Origin of the sequence: Rudanella lutea DSM 19387 (assembly GCF_000383955.1) — a bacterium.
In the GTDB taxonomy this organism is placed as follows: Bacteria; Bacteroidota; Bacteroidia; order Cytophagales; family Spirosomataceae; genus Rudanella; species Rudanella lutea.
In genome coordinates, this window is record NZ_KB913013.1 from 2,617,375 (window position 1) to 2,634,675 (window position 17,301).

General features: G+C 52.7%; 18 protein-coding genes. 12 read left to right on the plus strand and 6 right to left on the minus strand.

The genetic code is table 11. From position 1 onward, the window contains the following. The first annotated feature begins 2 nt into the window (after positions 1–2). The 6 genes from RUDLU_RS0110755 (at position 3) to RUDLU_RS0110780 (ending at position 6,430) form a co-directional block, all read left to right on the plus strand. Positions 3–218: a type II toxin-antitoxin system HicB family antitoxin gene (locus RUDLU_RS0110755; RefSeq protein WP_019988387.1), complete on the plus strand. Its 216-nt coding sequence runs from the start codon at positions 3–5 to the stop codon at positions 216–218. Further along, entirely contained in the window at positions 219–467 is a 249-nt protein-coding gene (locus RUDLU_RS0110760; RefSeq protein ID WP_019988388.1) for a type II toxin-antitoxin system HicA family toxin, read from the plus strand. It abuts the gene before it with no gap. Between the two features lie 15 nt (positions 468–482). Continuing rightward, on the plus strand, positions 483–1,799 hold the full coding sequence (gene rseP, locus RUDLU_RS0110765; protein WP_027302955.1) for an RIP metalloprotease RseP: 1,317 nt from the start codon (positions 483–485) through the stop codon (positions 1,797–1,799). A 64-nt stretch (positions 1,800–1,863) separates the two neighbouring features. Further along, positions 1,864–2,364: a DUF6702 family protein gene (locus tag RUDLU_RS0110770; RefSeq protein WP_245581658.1), complete on the plus strand. Its 501-nt coding sequence runs from the start codon at positions 1,864–1,866 to the stop codon at positions 2,362–2,364. A 178-nt stretch (positions 2,365–2,542) separates the two neighbouring features. Then, entirely contained in the window at positions 2,543–5,158 is a 2,616-nt protein-coding gene (lon, locus tag RUDLU_RS0110775) for an endopeptidase La (protein WP_019988391.1), read from the plus strand. A 54-nt stretch (positions 5,159–5,212) separates the two neighbouring features. After that, positions 5,213–6,430: an AGE family epimerase/isomerase gene (locus RUDLU_RS0110780; RefSeq protein ID WP_019988392.1), complete on the plus strand. Its 1,218-nt coding sequence runs from the start codon at positions 5,213–5,215 to the stop codon at positions 6,428–6,430. A gap of 175 nt (positions 6,431–6,605) precedes the next feature. Here RUDLU_RS0110780 and RUDLU_RS0110785 read toward each other — a convergent pair whose 3' ends face one another. Further along, positions 6,606–7,409, minus strand: a complete 804-nt coding sequence (locus RUDLU_RS0110785) for a Rossmann-like and DUF2520 domain-containing protein (RefSeq protein ID WP_019988393.1) — start codon at positions 7,407–7,409, stop codon at positions 6,606–6,608. Positions 7,410–7,753: 344 nt separating this feature from the next. Here RUDLU_RS0110785 and RUDLU_RS0110790 point away from each other — a divergent pair, with 344 nt between their 5' ends. The 5 genes from RUDLU_RS0110790 (at position 7,754) to nadD (ending at position 10,604) form a co-directional block, all read left to right on the plus strand. Continuing rightward, entirely contained in the window at positions 7,754–8,464 is a 711-nt protein-coding gene (locus RUDLU_RS0110790; protein ID WP_245581659.1) for a sigma-70 family RNA polymerase sigma factor, read from the plus strand. Positions 8,465–8,544: 80 nt separating this feature from the next. Continuing rightward, complete coding sequence (locus RUDLU_RS0110795) at positions 8,545–8,823, plus strand: hypothetical protein (protein ID WP_245581660.1); 279 nt, start codon at positions 8,545–8,547, stop codon at positions 8,821–8,823. 67 nt (positions 8,824–8,890) lie between these two features. After that, positions 8,891–9,490 (plus strand): guanylate kinase, encoded by a 600-nt coding sequence (gmk, locus tag RUDLU_RS0110800; protein WP_019988396.1) that lies wholly within the window; start codon positions 8,891–8,893, stop codon positions 9,488–9,490. A gap of 27 nt (positions 9,491–9,517) precedes the next feature. Beyond that, positions 9,518–9,757: a hypothetical protein gene (locus RUDLU_RS0110805; protein WP_019988397.1), complete on the plus strand. Its 240-nt coding sequence runs from the start codon at positions 9,518–9,520 to the stop codon at positions 9,755–9,757. 274 nt (positions 9,758–10,031) lie between these two features. Beyond that, a complete protein-coding gene (gene nadD, locus RUDLU_RS0110815; protein ID WP_019988399.1) occupies positions 10,032–10,604 on the plus strand; it encodes a nicotinate (nicotinamide) nucleotide adenylyltransferase in 573 nt (190 codons plus the stop codon). 83 nt (positions 10,605–10,687) lie between these two features. On the opposite strand, the gene RUDLU_RS0110820 is transcribed toward nadD, so the two are convergent. The 3 genes from RUDLU_RS0110820 to cysS form a co-directional block, all read right to left on the minus strand. Continuing rightward, entirely contained in the window at positions 10,688–11,101 is a 414-nt protein-coding gene (locus tag RUDLU_RS0110820) for a hypothetical protein (RefSeq protein WP_157580161.1), read from the minus strand. Next, on the minus strand, positions 11,094–12,107 hold the full coding sequence (locus RUDLU_RS0110825; RefSeq protein WP_019988401.1) for a M28 family peptidase: 1,014 nt from the start codon (positions 12,105–12,107) through the stop codon (positions 11,094–11,096). The genes RUDLU_RS0110820 and RUDLU_RS0110825 overlap by 8 nt, the downstream gene beginning before the upstream one ends. A gap of 63 nt (positions 12,108–12,170) precedes the next feature. Further along, positions 12,171–13,661, minus strand: a complete 1,491-nt coding sequence (gene cysS / locus RUDLU_RS0110830; protein ID WP_019988402.1) for a cysteine--tRNA ligase — start codon at positions 13,659–13,661, stop codon at positions 12,171–12,173. Between the two features lie 200 nt (positions 13,662–13,861). On the opposite strand from cysS, the gene RUDLU_RS0110835 reads away from it, so the two are divergent. After that, the gene (locus RUDLU_RS0110835) at positions 13,862–15,055 is read left to right on the plus strand and encodes a hypothetical protein (RefSeq protein WP_019988403.1); all 1,194 of its coding nucleotides are present in this window, start codon (positions 13,862–13,864) and stop codon (positions 15,053–15,055) included. An 86-nt stretch (positions 15,056–15,141) separates the two neighbouring features. On the opposite strand, the gene RUDLU_RS0110840 is transcribed toward RUDLU_RS0110835, so the two are convergent. Both RUDLU_RS0110840 and RUDLU_RS0110845 read right to left on the minus strand, forming a co-directional pair. Then, on the minus strand, positions 15,142–16,044 hold the full coding sequence (locus RUDLU_RS0110840; RefSeq protein WP_019988404.1) for an SMP-30/gluconolactonase/LRE family protein: 903 nt from the start codon (positions 16,042–16,044) through the stop codon (positions 15,142–15,144). A gap of 62 nt (positions 16,045–16,106) precedes the next feature. Further along, complete coding sequence (locus tag RUDLU_RS0110845; protein WP_019988405.1) at positions 16,107–17,285, minus strand: hypothetical protein; 1,179 nt, start codon at positions 17,283–17,285, stop codon at positions 16,107–16,109. Positions 17,286–17,301: the final 16 nt, after the last annotated feature.

The following is a 17,301-nucleotide window of genomic DNA, read 5'->3' on the forward strand; positions in this document are numbered from 1 at the left end:
TCATGAACGAATTAACTTTTCAGGTAGAACCCGATGAGGACGGAGGATATGTGGCGAGTTCAAAACTGGCGACAGGGTCTATCATCACGCAAGGTGATACGATGGATGAGCTAAAAGAAATGATAAAGGATGCTATAGAAGGCTACTTTTTCGATAAACCAGACGAGATGCCCCGGTTAGTCCGGTTGCAGATTAATGAAACATTCGCTCTCGCCTGAATGAAAGTTCCCAGAGACCTCAACGGAAGCGAGCTGGTAAAACGATTAGAAAAGTATGGCTACGTAGTTCATCATCAAACAGGGAGCCATCTTATTATAAGAACCAGAGAACCCTCCGAACACTCGGTGAGTATTCCCAACCACAAACCTTTGAAGGTTGGCACATTGAACAGTATTATTAATGACATAGCGGCACATCTGGGACTTGATAAGCAAGAATTACTGAAGCGATTGATGACCCGCAAATAGTTTAAAAACACGAGAATGGAAGTATTAATAATGGCCGGACAGCTCATTCTGGGCTTGTCTCTGTTAGTTGGATTACATGAATTGGGTCACCTGCTGGCGGCCCGGATGTTTGGCATGCGCGTAGAGCAGTACTTCATTGGCTTCCCGCCCCGCGTGTTTAGCTTCAAGAAAGGTGATACCGAGTACGGCCTGGGGGCCATTCCGCTGGGTGGCTATGTGAAGATTTCGGGCATGATTGATGAGTCGCTCGACACGGCGCAGATGAAAGCCGAGCCGCAACCGTATGAGTTCCGGGCCAAACCCGCCTGGCAGCGCCTGATTGTGATGCTCGGTGGTATTATTGTCAACGTGATTGTGGGAATCATCATTTTCGTATCGATCACTTACAAAAACGGCAACACCTACCTACCCGCCAGCGAAGCCAAATATGGTATTGTGGCTCACGACCTGGCTAAGCAAATCGGGTTGCGCACCGGCGACAAAATTGTCAAGATCAACGGGAAGGAGTTTAAAGACTTCAACGACATCCGCAGCACCGACGTTTTCCTGAACGACAACAGCTACTATACAGTTGAGCGCAACGGCAAGCTCGAAGACATTTATGTGCCCAACGATTTTATCGACAAACTGGCCGATAAGAAAAGCGCGGGTCCGTTCATTGAGCCTATTCAGCCTTTCAAAGTGGGAGAACTGGTGCCCGATCAGCCAGCCGTGAAGGCTGGCCTGAAAACCGGTGACGTCATCACGGCGATCAACGGCAAGCCTGTCCGGTTTTACCATGAGTTCGGCGAAATTGCCAAGCCCCTGAAAAACCAGAATCTGACACTGTCGATCAACCGGGCCGGGCAGCCGGTTACGCTCAACGTAAAAACTACCGCCGAAGGCACCATTGGTTTTTACCCCGAGTTTCTGCTAAAAACCGTAACCGAAGAGTACACGTTTGGCGAAGCACTCAGCGTGGGTACCAAGCGGGCGTTTGGCGTGGTGTATGACAACATCAAAGGGTTTGGCAAGATTTTCCGGGGCGACGTATCGCCTTCGAAAGCCCTGAGCGGCCCTATCGGGATTGCGCAGAATCTCTTTGGCGGAGTTTGGGTATGGGATCGGTTCTGGACCGTAACGGGTCTGCTATCCATGGCACTCGCCTTTATGAACGCCCTCCCGATTCCGGCCCTCGACGGGGGCCATGCGACCATTCTGATGTACGAGATTGTATCGGGCCGTAAGCCGTCGGATCGTTTCCTCGAAGCCGCTCAGAAAGTAGGCATGGTTATTTTGCTTGGACTGATGGCCTTTGCCATTTTCAACGACGTATTCAAAGCCGTATTTTAAGTTTCAACGTCATTACCGGCGGCCCGGCTTCGGCATGGGCCGCCGTTTTCTCTTTCCGCTACCCATGCTTGGACGAATCGGGATTCTTGTTCTTTCGCTTTTTCTGATTGCCAGCCGTTCGGCGCATGAGTACCATGCGAGCGTCACCAATATGCAGTACAACCCCAAAGAGCACTCGTTTGAGATCAGCGTTCGGATGTTTACCGATGATCTCGAAAAAGCGCTCACCAAAGAAAACGGGGGCCAACGGGTGGTGTTTAGCGCAGCGAATACAACAAAAAACGACCCAATACTCGAAAAATACGTTCGCAGACACTTTGCCGTCCTGACTCCGCAGAAACAAAGAAAATCATTTGACTATATTGGTCACGAAACTGAAGCCGATGCCCAGTGGATTTATCTGGAGCTACCGTATGCGGAAGCGTTCCGCGGTGGCCAGATGCAGCAAAGCGTTTTGACCGACTTATTCGATGACCAGGTTAATCTGGTGACTATCAGCTATAACGGACAGAAAAAGACTTTTTTGTTTAAAAAAAATCAAACCGTTCAGGATATTAGTTTCTGATAATAAGTTTTCAGAAGCGATTCGCGGGTTGCGCCGTACTTTTGCGGTTGTTACTACACACGGGCTGCGCCGTCCTATACACGCTGGCACGCGCCTTGTACAGGTATAGTACTCTGCTCCTAAGCCTTAATAGTACCCACAAGCATCATGAAATGCTGTCAGTTTGGCAGTCTCCCCTATGTTACAAAACGATTTAGCAACTCGATTACTGCTGGCTGACTTCGACTCCGATAATCTGGAGATCGTGCCGTTGGGCTCGCCGGAAGGAATCGATGACGATTACGAACTTCCTCAAAATCTACCTATACTCCCCGTTCGCAATACAGTTCTGTTTCCCGGCATGGTAATCCCCGTGACGGTAGGTCGGCAAAAGTCGATCCGACTGGTTAAGAAGGCGTACAAGGGGAACCGAATTATTGGCGTTGTTGCCCAGCTTAATCAAAATAAAGATGAACCTACCGCCGACGACCTCTACCGGCTGGGTACGGTAGCGTACATCATCAAAATGATTACCCTGCCCGATGGCAACATTACCATCATTATTCAGGGGAAGAAGCGCTTTGAGATAAACCAGATTACCCAGGATGAGCCTTTCCTGACGGCCTCCGTCCGGCAAATCGACGATTCGTTTCCCAATGCCACCAAGCGGGAGGGGAAAGCGCTGATTCAGTCGGTGAAAGATGCCGCCTACAAAACACTCCGGCTCAACCCCGAGATCCCGCAGGAGGCTCGTATCGCCCTCGACAACATCGAGAGCCCCATGTTTCTGCTGCACTTCCTGTCGTCGAATATCAACGCCGAAGTAGCCGACAAGCAACGCCTGCTCGAAACCCTGGAAGGGGCCCCGCAGGCTCAACTGCTGCTGGAATACATGCTCCGGGAGATTCAGTTGCTCGAACTCAAACGCGAGATTCAGTCGAAAGCCAGCTCAGACCTCGATCAGCAACAGCGCGATTTCTTTTTGCGTCAGCAGATCAAGGTGTTGCAGGACGAACTGGGCATGGACAGCCCCGACCGCGACCTGGAAGAGATTCGGGTCAAAGCCGATCAAAAACGCTGGTCGACCGAGGTGCGGGCTCATTTTGACAAAGAGCTGACCAAGCTGCAGCGAATCAACCCAATGGCCCCTGAGTACCCGGTCACGCTTAACTACATTGAGCTGTTGGTCGACCTGCCCTGGAGCGAATACACCAAAGACAATTACGACCTCAAGCGCGCCCAGAAAATTCTCGACTCCGACCATTTCGGGTTGGAGAAAGTAAAAGAGCGCATCATTGAGTACTTAGCCGTACTGAAGCTTCAGAACGACCGCCGGGCCGACGAGGAGTCTGTGCCAACAGCCGAAGCAACCCCGGCTTCCCGAAAAGCGGGCAATAGCCGGGCTACGGGCGGAGCTAAAAACAATCACGCCGAAGGGCTGAAAGCACCAATCCTGTGTTTGTACGGCCCTCCGGGGGTGGGTAAAACCTCACTCGGTCGCTCGATTGCCAAGGCGCTCGGCCGCAAATACAGCCGGATGGCGCTCGGGGGTGTACACGACGAAGCCGAGATTCGGGGCCACCGCAAAACCTACATCGGTGCCATGCCGGGTAAGATTGTGCAGAACATTCGGAAGTGTAGCTCATCGAACCCGGTGTTTATTCTGGACGAGATCGACAAGGTGAGTTCCGATTTCCGGGGCGACCCGTCGTCGGCCCTGCTCGAAGTACTCGACCCGGAGCAAAACTCCACGTTTATGGACAACTATCTGGAGGTTGAGTACGACCTCTCGAAATGTCTGTTCATTGCTACGGCCAACACGCTCGATACCATTCACCCGGCCCTCCGCGACCGGATGGAGATTATCGACATTGCCGGGTACACCGTTGAAGAAAAAGTACAGATTGCCAAAAAGTACCTGTTTCCAAAGCAACGCAAAGACCACGGCCTCAAACCGAAAGACCTGCAGATTGAGGACAAAGCCATTCTGCGTATCATCGAAGGCTACACGCGGGAATCGGGCGTGCGGAATCTGGAGCAGAAAATCGGCGCACTGGTTCGAAAAATTGCCAAGTCGATTGCGATGGAAGAAGAGTATCCTCGCACGATTAAAGCTGCCGATGTGCGGAAGCTGCTGGGTGCCGAAATTTTCGACAAGGACCTGTACACCGACGACGACATTGCGGGTATCGTAACGGGCCTGGCCTGGACGCAGGTCGGGGGCGAAATTCTGCTGATCGAGTCGAGCCTGAGCCGGGGGCGCGGTACGCTTACCCTCTCGGGTCAGCTGGGCGACGTCATGAAAGAGTCGGCGATCACGGCGCTGTCGTACCTGAAAGCCCATTCCGACGACCTGAACATCGACTACCGGCTTTTCAACCATTACGACCTGCACGTACACGTACCGGCGGGTGCCGTTCCGAAAGATGGCCCCTCGGCGGGTATCACCATGGTCACGTCGATGGCGTCGATCTGCACCCAACGCAAGGTGAAGCCGTTTCTGGCCATGACCGGCGAGGTTACCCTACGCGGCAAAGTACTGCCGGTGGGGGGCATTAAAGAGAAAATTCTGGCGGCCAACCGGGCGGGAGTGAAAGAGATTATCCTGTGTTCGAAAAACAAAAAGGATGTCGATGAGATCAATGCCAGCTATATCAAGGACCTCACGTTCCATTATGTCGATAATGTAGAACAGGTGCTGGCTATTGCCCTGCTACCCAATCAGGTGGGTAAGCCCATGAAGTTCGTTTTTCCCGATGAAGACAACAACCGGCGCGATCGCGAAGCGGAGCCGCGCGGTGTAGTTACCTATTAACTGGTTTATGGTTTCGGGGGCGTTTCTCCCGAAACCATAAACCTCTTTCCACCCATGCTTGACTTCCGCAACCTGTCTGCCGTGTATCAGGATAGCTTGTTGGGGAGTCTTGTACCCTTCTGGCTCCGGCATAGCGCCGACGAGCGGTGCGGGGGATACTTCAACAACCTGACCGACAACGGTCTCCCCATCGAATCCGACAAATCGGTTGAGCAACAGGCCCGGCATGTCTGGGCCTATGCGGGCCTGTACAATGCCCTCGGCGGCAGCAATGCCTGGCTCGAACACGCCCTCCGGGGCGCTTCGTTTCTGTACCAGTTTGGGCACGACGAAACCTTACGCTGTTACGCCACCGTTGACCGGCGGGGCCGCCCGATAACCCCAACGGCCGATGTCTGCACCGATGCAACGGTAGTAGGTGCATATTGCCAGATGCACCGTGCCACCGGCAACGACGAGTGGGCCATGTTGGCCAAACAAACCCTGGCAAGTCTGCTGCAACGCCGGGAGCAACGTAGGGCCGCACTTAGCCGCACCATTGATGGTTATCGGCAACTTCTGCACCTGAGCGAGCCCGTAGCCGTACTGCAAGCGCTGCTCGAAGCCAAACCCTTACTCAACGAAGAAGACTGGAAAGATGCCGTCAAGGCCTTGCTCGATGAGTTGCTGGACGAGTTTCTGGACAAACGTCAGGATATCCTGCGCGAATGGATTCAGCCTGAGGGGGCGTTTCTGAACACGCCCGAAGGTCGGCGACTCAGCCCCGGCCTGACGTTCCGGGCAGCCGCTACCCTGCACGATTTAGCGAGCGAAACCGGCAACCGAAAGGTAGCTTTACAGGTAGCAAACTGGACCATCCGGCTCTGCGAATGGGCCTGGGACGATACCGTTGGCGGGCTCGATCTCTGGGTCGACATAAAGAACCAACCCCTGCCTTTCCCCGACTCGAAACAACGCTGGGCCCCGGTTCATCTCGATTGTCTGGCGGCTCTGACCAAAGCCTATTTCTACACCCGCCACCCCGACGCGCCTAAGTGGATTGGGCGCGTACACAACTACACGATCGAGCACTTTCCCGATCCTCAGCACGGTGGCTGGCACCTGGCCCTCAACCGGCAGGGTAAACCTCTGTTCCCGGTAAAAGCCACCCTCACCTGCGGAGCTGGTGATCTCATAAAACCCCTGCTTGATACCTGGCACATGACCGAACAATGCGCCAAGATGCAGCCCATGGGCAGCTTCGGCCGGGGTCTGCGCGTTGGGGGGATGTAGGGGTGGAACGTGGCTACCTATACTATTTCGAGCAACGTAAATAGGTTACGTTTAGGCGAGTTTATACTTGTAATACAGTCTTCAAACCGTTTAACTCTGCCTGTTACCGTTTTCACCCATGAAGCGCGAGATACCTTACAGAAGGATTGCCAAGCCGCAACAGATACGCCCATCCTCACCCCTTCTCCCCCGCCCGGATACTCGCCGTGAGCAAATCATAGATAGCCTGCAGGCGGGGCTGATGCCGCAACATGTCCAGATGCGTGTCGATGGTTTTTTGGTCGCCCCGGCGGGCCGGGCCGGTTTGTACGGTAGCCGGGTCGGTGGCCGCCATACCTTTTCGGAAGGTCTCGCGGATGAGGGGCTTGAGCAGGTCAAATTCGAGGTCGTGTGCGTCGGTCAGGTCCTTGGCAATGGCAAACAGATGGTTGGTAAAGTTGCAGGCGAACACGGCTGCCAGATGAAGCACCCGGCGTTCGACCGAGTCGACGAGGTACACAATCGAGCTGATTTCCTGCCCAAGCGCCACCAGTTGGCGTTCGGTTTCGGGGTCAGCGGCTTCAATACACAGCGGAATCTCCTCAAAATCGAGCAGGTTTTGCTGTCGGCTGAACGTTTGCAGCGGGTAAAATACCCCCGTATGCACAGGCACATCGCTGTAAACCTGCATCAGTTGGGTCAGGTCGTTCAGCGAACGGGTACCTGAGGTATGCACCACAATTGCCTCTTCGGGTAGTACCAAACGAGCGCATACGTCGGGTAAGGCATCGTCGGGGACAGTGAGGATGAATAATTGTGATACGCTTTGCGCCAGATTAAAATCGGAGCGCGGCCGGGCGTCGTACAATACATTACTTACCAACTGCCGGGCGTGACTCAGCTGACGGCTTACAACCTCATTGACATGGTGACCAGCGTTTTCGAGAGCAGGCGCCAGATGCCAGGCCACATTGCCAGCCCCAATAAAGGTTATTTCCATTACGTTTACCCATTATACCCACTTACCGGGTCGGCATTGGTCCGTTAATTGTTCCAGTCGACAAGATAAGATGCTTCCCGCAAAGCAAGGGCGTTTTCGCCCAAATGTCTGCCGAAATGGCAGTAGCCTTGCTTTATGGTGTAAATTTTGAACAAAGGATTAATTTTTGCAGTACCTCTTAGAAAACTTGTTGCTACACCATTTGTAAAGTCCCGCGCACGCTTGCAGAATTTTATCTTACTTACAATCAGGCAACTACTCGGAAGCTACACAATCACTATAGCGATTGAATAGTAGTTTATCAGAAAGGCGCTGACAGTAAACGACAAAAACTCCTTAATTTTATGGCGACCATACACGAAGTTATGTCAGATACGCCGACTCGCGACGAACAGGACCGTCCCAACGGCCCTACAGGACCAGACCAAACGCTGCCAGAAGGAGTTTCTGCCGATGGCACGCCGACGGAAGCGCCGGTACGTCGGTACACCGACGAGCAGAAATACGCGGTTTTCAACAAGGAGTTTATGCCTCACATCGACTCCATGTACAATTTTGCCTTTCGGTTAACGATGGACGAGGACGACGCCAACGACCTCGTGCAGGATACCTATTTGAAGGCATTTCGATTTATTTCGTCGTTTGAGCAAGGAACCAACGCTAAGGCATGGTTGTTCCGCATTCTGAAGAACAGCTTCATCAACGATTATCGGAAGAAAAGCAAGGAACCGGCAAAAGTAGATTACCAGGACGTTGAAACGACCTACAACTCTGAAGATGCCGAGACCGAACACACGATTGACCTCCGGGCCGAATCGGTTTCTGACTTAATTGGTGATGAGGTGGCCACGGCGCTTAATTCGCTGCCGGTTGATTTTCGGACGGTAATCATCCTTTGCGACATCGAAGGCTTTACGTACGAGGAGATGGCTAAGATTCTGGATATTCCAATCGGCACGGTTCGGTCGCGTTTGCACCGCGCTCGCAATCTGCTGAAAGAGAAGCTGCGGGATTATGCCGCTTCGATGGGGTATCGGGAACAAAATGAAGAGTAGCCCGAACTTTTCTGAACCGAATAACGGTTCTCCTATCAACTTAACGTACTAATATTTTTGGAATAAATTGAATTTTTCCAATGCAAACGTCGTTGCCATCGTCATCTCCGGGCAGTATGAAAGAGCACTGTGACCATCAGGTAGATTGCCTCAAAATGATTCAAGTCATTCTCGACGGGCAAGCTACTGAGCAGCAAATCGAGCGGCTGAGAAATAACCTCCACACCTGTCAGCCCTGCATCCGGATGTATAATCTGGAGAAAGAAATCAAGCAATTGCTAAATGGCAAAATGGAGAAAAAATGCTGCCCAGAGCAGTTGATAGCCAGCATTAAAGCACGGATTTCACAGTTTAGTTAGTAACCTGAAAAGCGGAGAAGGTCGGCCCTGAAAGCCCGGTTTTCTCTGTTTTTATTTTTAAGATACTTTGGACGGTAAGCTTATCATTTTCTCTGCCCCTTCCGGATCGGGCAAGACGACCATTGTCAGACATTTATTAGCCGAGAACAACAATCTCGGCTTTTCTATTTCGGCCTGCACCCGCGACCGCCGGGGTCGCGCCGAAGAGAACGGAAAAGACTATTACTTTCTGACCCCCGAGGAATTTAAGCACAAAATTGACCTTGGCGAGTTTGTCGAGTGGGAAGAGGTGTACGTCGGGGCTTTCTACGGCACGCTCAAATCAGAAATCGAACGGCTCTGGGCCAGCGGTAAGCATGTTTTGTTCGACGTGGATGTGCAGGGCGGGCTCAAACTGAAAGAATATTATGGCGACAAGGCCCTGGCGATTTTCGTACGGGTTCCCGACGAGGAAACGCTGCGCCAACGCCTGATCGGGCGCGGTACCGAAACCGAAGACAGCCTCTCAAAACGCCTGTTTAAGGTGCATTTTGAGATGAGCTTTCAGGACCGATTCGACGTGGTGCTGGTCAACGACGACCTCGAAACGTCGTACCAGAAAGCTCAGCAGCTTGTCGACGACTTTACGAAGGAAAACAAGGTTCCGCCTAAGGGAGCAATTTTGTAAATTGCATACATACAAACCGCACAGGCCATGTCAACAACAGACCTTAAAACCCTACTGCACAATCAAATTGACTTGGTTGAGAAAGAGGAAGATTTGCAGGATTTGTTACTGACAGTCTCGGAGTTTATTCAGTTTCGTGTTCAGAATCAGCAGGAAAGCCCTGAATTATTAGCGCACCTGAAGCAAGCCCTGACCGCAGTGACCAACGGTCACTCTACTCCTCACGATCAGGTTATTACCGAATCGAAGCAATGGATTACACGGTAGTATGGGGCGACGATGCTAAACAAAACTACCGTACTATCGCGGTTTATTTGCTCGATGAGTTTGGTTTTGACGTAGCTGACTGATTCACGGATATGGTGAACGACAAGTTGCGCATACTTGAACATTCTCCCTTTATTGGTCGGCGATTGAGCGCGTTGCCGGGTGTTCGCAAACTCCCTATTGGTCCTTACAACATTCTGTATTACAGCGTTATCGAACAGCAGGTCTGTATAATCAATATGTTAGATTCCAGACGTGGCAATCAATTAAGTTAATGAAAATCGGTCTTTTTTTCGGTTCGTTCAACCCCATTCATGTGGGGCATTTGATCATTGCCAACACGATGGCTACCGCTACCGACCTCGAACAGGTCTGGTTTGTGGTTTCTCCGCAGAATCCATTTAAAAAGACAAAGAGCCTGCTCCATGAGTTTGACCGGCTCGATATGGTGGAGCGCGCCATTGCCGACAACAGCCGCCTGAAGGCAACCGATGTGGAATTCAGTATGCCCCGGCCGAGCTATACCATTGATACCCTGCGCAAGCTTCAGGAAAAATACCCGCAACATGGCTTTACGCTTATCATGGGCGAGGACAATCTGGAGCAGTTTGCCAACTGGAAATCGTACGAAACCATTCTGAACGAATTTGCCCTGTACGTGTACCCACGCCCGCGGGCGGTGGCCAGCCCCTTCCGGGAACACCCAAGCGTTAGGCTGGTTGAAGCCCCCTTACTCGACATTTCGGCTACGTTTATCCGGGATAGTGTACGCGCCAATCGATCTATCCGGTACATGGTGCCCGAAGTGGTCGAAGAAATGATCGAGCGCAAGAAGTACTACATATAATGCATAATGAGGAATGAATAATGTGTCGACCCGTTCGTCATTACACATTATTCATTCCTCATTATGCATTACTTATTATGTCTTTACGGTGTTCCGTTCTGGAATGTGATTTCTGTAACGAGCCCGATGGCACTGATCCGAAACGCTACCGAACGAGATTTAGATGGCTGCTTAGGATCATCGCAGTGGATACCCTTCTCTAAAAAGTAAACGTAGTATTTCTGGTTGCGGTCGGCAATCATGTTCACATCGGGCCGGCCCAATATGCCGCCTAAATCGTTCACATGTACGCCTTTAAACTCCTGCCGACTGGTGTTGAAATCATTGAGCAGCGTAGCCCGCACGCCATTGCAACCACCCCGGTCGGAGCGCCACTTGGCAACATCGAGTTTGCCGAACGTATCAGGCTTTGCGTAGCAGCCCGCCAAACTGAGCAGCAACACCATAAAGCCCAAAGCTCGTTTGCCGTTTTGCGTTCTCGCGTCTCCCCTATTCATTGTAAAGCGTTTGTACGAGAGTTTGGCCAACCGCTTTCAGCGTATTCCGGTCAATGTTGGCCATTGTATCGTCGTTGGTGTGCCAGTCTTTGAAAAAACCGCCCGTTTGGGGGTTTGTGTGGATGATGTCGATCATCGGAATTTTGGCAATCACATTAGGAGCCACATGGTCGTCGGTGATCTGACCGCCCGGCGTATCCACAAAGTACTGGCTGTAGCCCAACTGACTCGCCGTTTGCCACACCTGATTCACAATACTCGGCGCAAACTGCATCGAGAGCCCTTCTTTGGCAAACGTGGCTCCTTTGGCCCCTACCATGTCGAGCAGAATACCGTAATAGGCTTTATAGCCCGGTACATGCAGGTTTTTAGACCAATACCGCGAGCCCAGGCAGAAACCGATAAAATCAAAGTCGGTACCGGGTTCTTTATCACCCACGGCTTTTTCACCATCGCCCCAATCTTCAGCATCAAAAAAGATAATGTCGATCCCGACGTTGGGTTTGGCCTGTGCCTGCTGAACGGTACGGGCCAGTTCGAGCAGCACACCCACACCCGACGCGCCATCGTTGGCGGCCGGTACAGCATCGGTACGGTCGGTGGCTACACTATCCTGATCCGAGCGAGGGCGCGAGTCCCAGTGCGCAGCCAGCAAAATCCGCTTGGTAGCCTGTGGATTAAAGCTCCCGATAATGTTACGGGCGTTGAGGGTTTTACCGTCCCAGGTTTTGGCCTGAAAGGTTTGCTCAGTTACAGAGAACCCAAATGCTTTCAGCTTAGCCACCAGATAATCGCCGGTGCGGACATGGGCGGGTGTGTTGGGTACACGCGGCCCGAAGGCTACCTGTTGGGCAATGTAGGCGTAAGCCGAATCGGCGTTGAAAGCCGGGGCTGCGGCCATCGCTTGCGTTGTTTCGGTCGTCGTGTCCGACTCCGTTTTTTTATCGGTTTTGCAGGCTGCGGTGCCCATCACCAATGCCCACGCAAAAATAAGGATGTGTTTCATGCATAGACCGACCGTTGCCGACCGGGCTTTTAGCGTTTGTAGACTAAACGAAAATGAGGCCAATTATTCTTCGTACGCCCAGTCAATTCGGTGTTTCATGTCTTTGATCACCAAACCCTGCTGCTTAAAATAGGCCCGAACCTGATCTACTTTGTCGTAGAGCTTTTGCTCTTTGTACTCGCGGTAGAGCGCCAGCATACCCTCCACTACGCCGTGGCCTTCGGTTTTCTCTTCGAGCAGCCCCAGTACGTTCTCCGTAAAATCGACAAATGAATGCTTCAACAGCTCGAAGGTTTCTTCGCCCAGAGCGGCCGGTTGGAGCTGATTCATGTAGAGCATGTTCACGTACTTGAGCAACGTAAACAGGTTGGCGATACCCACGGCGGTATTGAGGTCGTCGTTGAGCGCATCGTGGAAACCCTGCACCGCCCCCCGAATATCAGCCTGTTTTTTGGCATCGACTGCCACCGACTCATCGGCTGTGTACGACAGTGTTTTAACCACCCGCAACCCATTTACAAGCCGCCGGTAACCTTTTTGAGCGGCCTTCAGAGCTTCATTGGAAAAGTCGAGCGTGCTGCGGTAGTGCGACTGCAACATAAAGAACCGCACCGTCATGGGCGAGTAAGCCTGCTCAAGCAAGGGGTGGTTGCCCGTAAACAGCTCACCCGGCAAAAACGAATTACCGAGCGATTTCGACATTTTCTGCCCGTTTACGGTCAGCATGTTGGCATGCATCCAGTAGCGCACGGGATCTTTGCCGGTAAGGCCGTTGCCCTGCGCAATTTCGCACTCGTGGTGCGGAAACTTGAGGTCCATGCCGCCCCCGTGAATATCGAACTGAGCCCCCAGGTACTTGGTACTCATGCACGAACACTCTAAGTGCCAGCCGGGAAACCCGTCGCCCCAGGGCGAGGGCCAGCGCATAATATGCTCAGGTGAAGCATTTTTCCAGATCGCAAAATCGAGCGGGTTTCGCTTTTCGGCCTGCCCGTCGAGTTCGCGGGTTTCGTTTAGCAGATCGTCCAGAATCCGGCCCGACAATTTACCGTAACCGCCCCCCTGCTCATTATATTTCAGAATATCGAAATACACCGACCCGTTCGATTCGTAGGCCAACCCCTTGTCGATGAGCGTTTTTACGGCTTCGATCTGCTCCACCATATGCCCCGTAGCCGAGGGCTCAATGCTGGGCGGCAGGGCGTTGAAAGTAGCCATCACCTGATGGAAATCGAGTGTGTAGCGCTGCACAATCTCCATCGGCTCCAGCTTTTCGAGCTTGGCCATCCGCCCAATTTTGTCTTCGCCATCGTCGCCATCGCCAACGAGGTGCCCCACATCGGTGAGGTTACGCACGTAGCGGACTTTGTAGCCGATATGCGTCAGGTACCGAAACAGGGTATCGAACGTCAGGAACGTACGGACATTGCCCAGGTGAACATAATTGTAGACCGTTGGTCCGCAGACATACATACCCACATAAGGCGGGTTGATGGGCTGAAAAACCTCTTTCTGGCGGGTAAGCGTGTTGTATAGTTTGAGCGGTTGCGTCATGATCGTTGCAGCACTGCGCAAGCGGGCAAGTAGGCCTTTTTCAAACGCTTGCGGGTCATTTTGTGGACGCGAAATTACAGAAACTTGTGGGAAACGAGTGCAGGGAAAATGGGCTGTTCTGACTTTAGCACCATCCGGCTCCGCAGCACCGAGCCGTTTTGGTTCGATGGTCGATTGAAAGAGTAGCGTATCTTTGCCCTATGCACGTAATCGAAGTAACCTCCCCCGCTCACCGATCCGAGTTTATTCAGTTTCCCGTTCGGCTCTATCAAAACGACACGCACTGGATTCGGCCATTAGACGCTGATATCGAGAACGTTTTCGACCCGACCAAAAACAAGCTTTTTGAGCAGGGCGAGTGCATCCGCTGGCTCCTGCTCGATGACCGGCAGCAGACCATCGGGCGGGTGGCGGCCTTTATCAACCACAAGACGGTTAACGATAAGAAAAACGATCAGCCTACGGGGGGCATGGGTTTTTTTGAGTGTATCGACAATCAGCAGGCTGCCTTTCTGCTGTTCGACACCTGCCGGAACTGGCTCGCCGGGCGCGGGATGGAGGCCATGGACGGCCCGATCAATTTCGGCGACCGCGACCGCTGGTGGGGCTTGTTGGTGGAGGGATTTCAGTACGAGCCCAACTACGGTATGCCGTACACCAAACCCTATTATGTGCCGTTTTTTGAGCAATACGGCTTCCAGACGTACTTCGAGCAGCACACGTTTTTTCTACCCATCGAAAAAGACCGCGTACTGGCCGGTATGAACCCAGCCGTACTCGACCGGGCCGACCGAATCCTGAACGATCCGGCTTTTTCGTTTGAGCATATCCGCAAAAATCAGCTCGAGAAGTTTGCCGGTGATTTTGCTACGATTTATAACAAGGCCTGGACAAAAATTCTGGGTACGCCCGACATGAGTAACGAAAAGGCTCTGAAGCTGATGAAGCAGATGAAGCCTGTTATGGACGAAACCCTCGTTTGGTTTGGATACCACGGCCCCGAAAAGCAACCGGTGGCTTTTTTTGTGATGCTCCCTGAGCTGAACCAGTACTTCAAATACGTGAACGGCAAAATGAACTTGTGGGGCAAGCTAAAATTCCTGTACCACAAGACGTTTCGGACAACGCGCAAAGCCTTTGGCGTCATTTTCGGGGTTATCCCGGAGTTTCAGGGCAAAGGTGTCGAGTCGGCCATTGCCTTGTCATACCCTACGCGGGTCGGCTGGAACAGCCAACATCCGTACAAAGACCTCGAACTAAACTGGATTGGCGACTTCAACGTGAAGATGATCCGGTTCTCTAAAATGCTTGGGGGCGTCGTGGGCAAACGGCACATTACCTATCGCTTCCTCTTCGATCGCACCAAAGAGTTCAAGCGCCACCCGATTATTTAACAGTGAACAACCAACAGTGAACAACGAACAAGTAGCTATAACGAGCAACTGTTCACTGTTCGTTGTTCATTGTTCGTTGTTCATTGTCACTCCACTCCCTGCACTTGCATTGGCAAGACAAATACTGATTCCGACGCGGTAATGAAGAGTGTTTTGCGGTCTTTGCCCCCAAAACAAACGTTGGCCGTCCAGCCAGCTGGTACCGGAATATTGGTTAGTTTTTTGCCAGAAGGGTCGTACACGGTAACTCCGCGCCCGGTCAGGTACAGATTGCCGCGCTTATCGAGCGTGATTCCGTCAGACCCCTGCGCGGCAAAGAGTTGCCGATCAGAGAGCGTACCGTCGGGGTTGATGGTGTACTTATACGTTTTGCTATCGCGGATGTCGGCCACGTACAGGTAGCGGCCGTCGGGCGTACCCACAATCCCGTTGGGTTGTTTCAGATCGGTGGCGACAAGAATGGCCTGTTTGGCTCCTTTGGGCAGGTAATACACGTTTTGAGCCGTCAGAAAAGGCGTCTTGTGACTCCACCACGGGCGCGGATAAAACGGGTCGGTGAAATAGATGCCCCCTTTTCGGTCGGGCCAAAGGTCATTGGGGCCGTTGTGCTTTTTGCCCTCATAGTCGGTAAGCAGTACCTCTACTTTTTTGGTTTTGGGGTGGATACGCCAAAGCTCGTTTTTCTCGTCGGCACACGACAGAATATTGCCCTTCCGGTCGATGTACAGGCCGTTGGAGCGCCCGGCTTTATCCATAAACATCGACAGCTTACCCTCGGTATCGTACAGCCAGATTTTGTCGTTAGGCTGGTCAGTAAAATAGATGTTTCCTTTTTTATCGACGGCCGGGCCTTCGGTAAAGGCAAACTGCCCCGATACTTTCTGGAGGGTCGCACCGGGGGCAATGAGTCCGGTTGAATCGGTTTGCGCCAGCAGAGATTGGGCAGCAATCAGCAAACAAACAAAGGTCGATATAGGGCGTAAAAACATGGCTGAGTCAATAATGACGTTCGCCCCTATAAGCAGGAAGGGATGGCGTTTTAACCACCCCGTCAGTCGGTCAACTCATCATCTTCGTACTCACCCGACTCCTGCCGGCGACCATCGGCATTATACAGCACACCAAAACCGTTGCGTTTCCCGTCGCGAAACAAGCCCACAAACCGGTCGCCATCCGAGAAATAGTACGTGCCTTTGCCATTGGGGGCACTATCGGAAAACTGCCCCACGTAGCGGTCGCCGTTGCGGAAATAGTATGTACCGAAACCAGCCCGTTCGCCCTCGGCAAAGGCACCTTTGTATTTTATTTTTCCATCGGGATAATACTCAATGCCTTGTCCATGCCGGGCCCGCTCGGCAAACTCGCCCACGTATTTCTCGCGCGTGGTGCTGACAAAAACGCCAAACCCATTCTGGCAATTGCCCGACAAACAACCCACTCGACTCGCGGCCGACGCGGCCGGTTTGGCGAGGGCAGGCCGAACCGCCGGGGCCGAGGCATCGGGGTTACGGGTTGCTACAGAGGGCGCGTTGGTTGTTGGTGCAGCCACCGGACGCTGCGCCACTGGTCGGCTGGCCTTCGGCTCAGAAGGCCGGTTCAGGGCGTGTGAACCCGTAAGTCTCGGATACAGTTCTTCGGCTTCGAGCCAACCTTTCCGAATAGCCTCCATGCGGGCCGCCCGCGCCGGGTGCGTAGGGGTTGGGTGCTCACTACCCAGCGCACGGATAGCCGCATACGAGTCTTCGAGCGAGGCTCCAAGCTGATGCAGCACAAAGCCCGAAAACCTGTCGGCTTCGATTTCTTTCTGGGGTTGCCCGCCCTTACCGTCAATAGTATGCCCCTGCAAATGATGCCCGATTTCGTGGGCCATAATACTAATGGCCGACCAGTCGGTGTCGGTCACGGTTTCGATGCGCTGCATAAACGCACCGTCGTAAATAATGAATCGTTGCCCCTGTAACACCGTCGCAAAGCAGTTTTGCGTATTGGTACACTCCATAATCTTGAAGTTCCGCATGAGCCCAATCGGCTTCAGAATTCGGTCGACTACACGCTCGGCGTGTCCGTTGGAGCGGCTGATGAGCTGATCGCAAACTACCTGCGGAGCCCGGGCACCGGTATAGTTGCAGGTAAAGGAGGGGTGGTCTGAATGAGGGGTGTGAGACGAGGGGGAGGCCAACAGTTTTCCGGCACTAACCAACCCTACTACCAACCAAGGAAGCATCCGCATAGCCACAAAAAGAGTG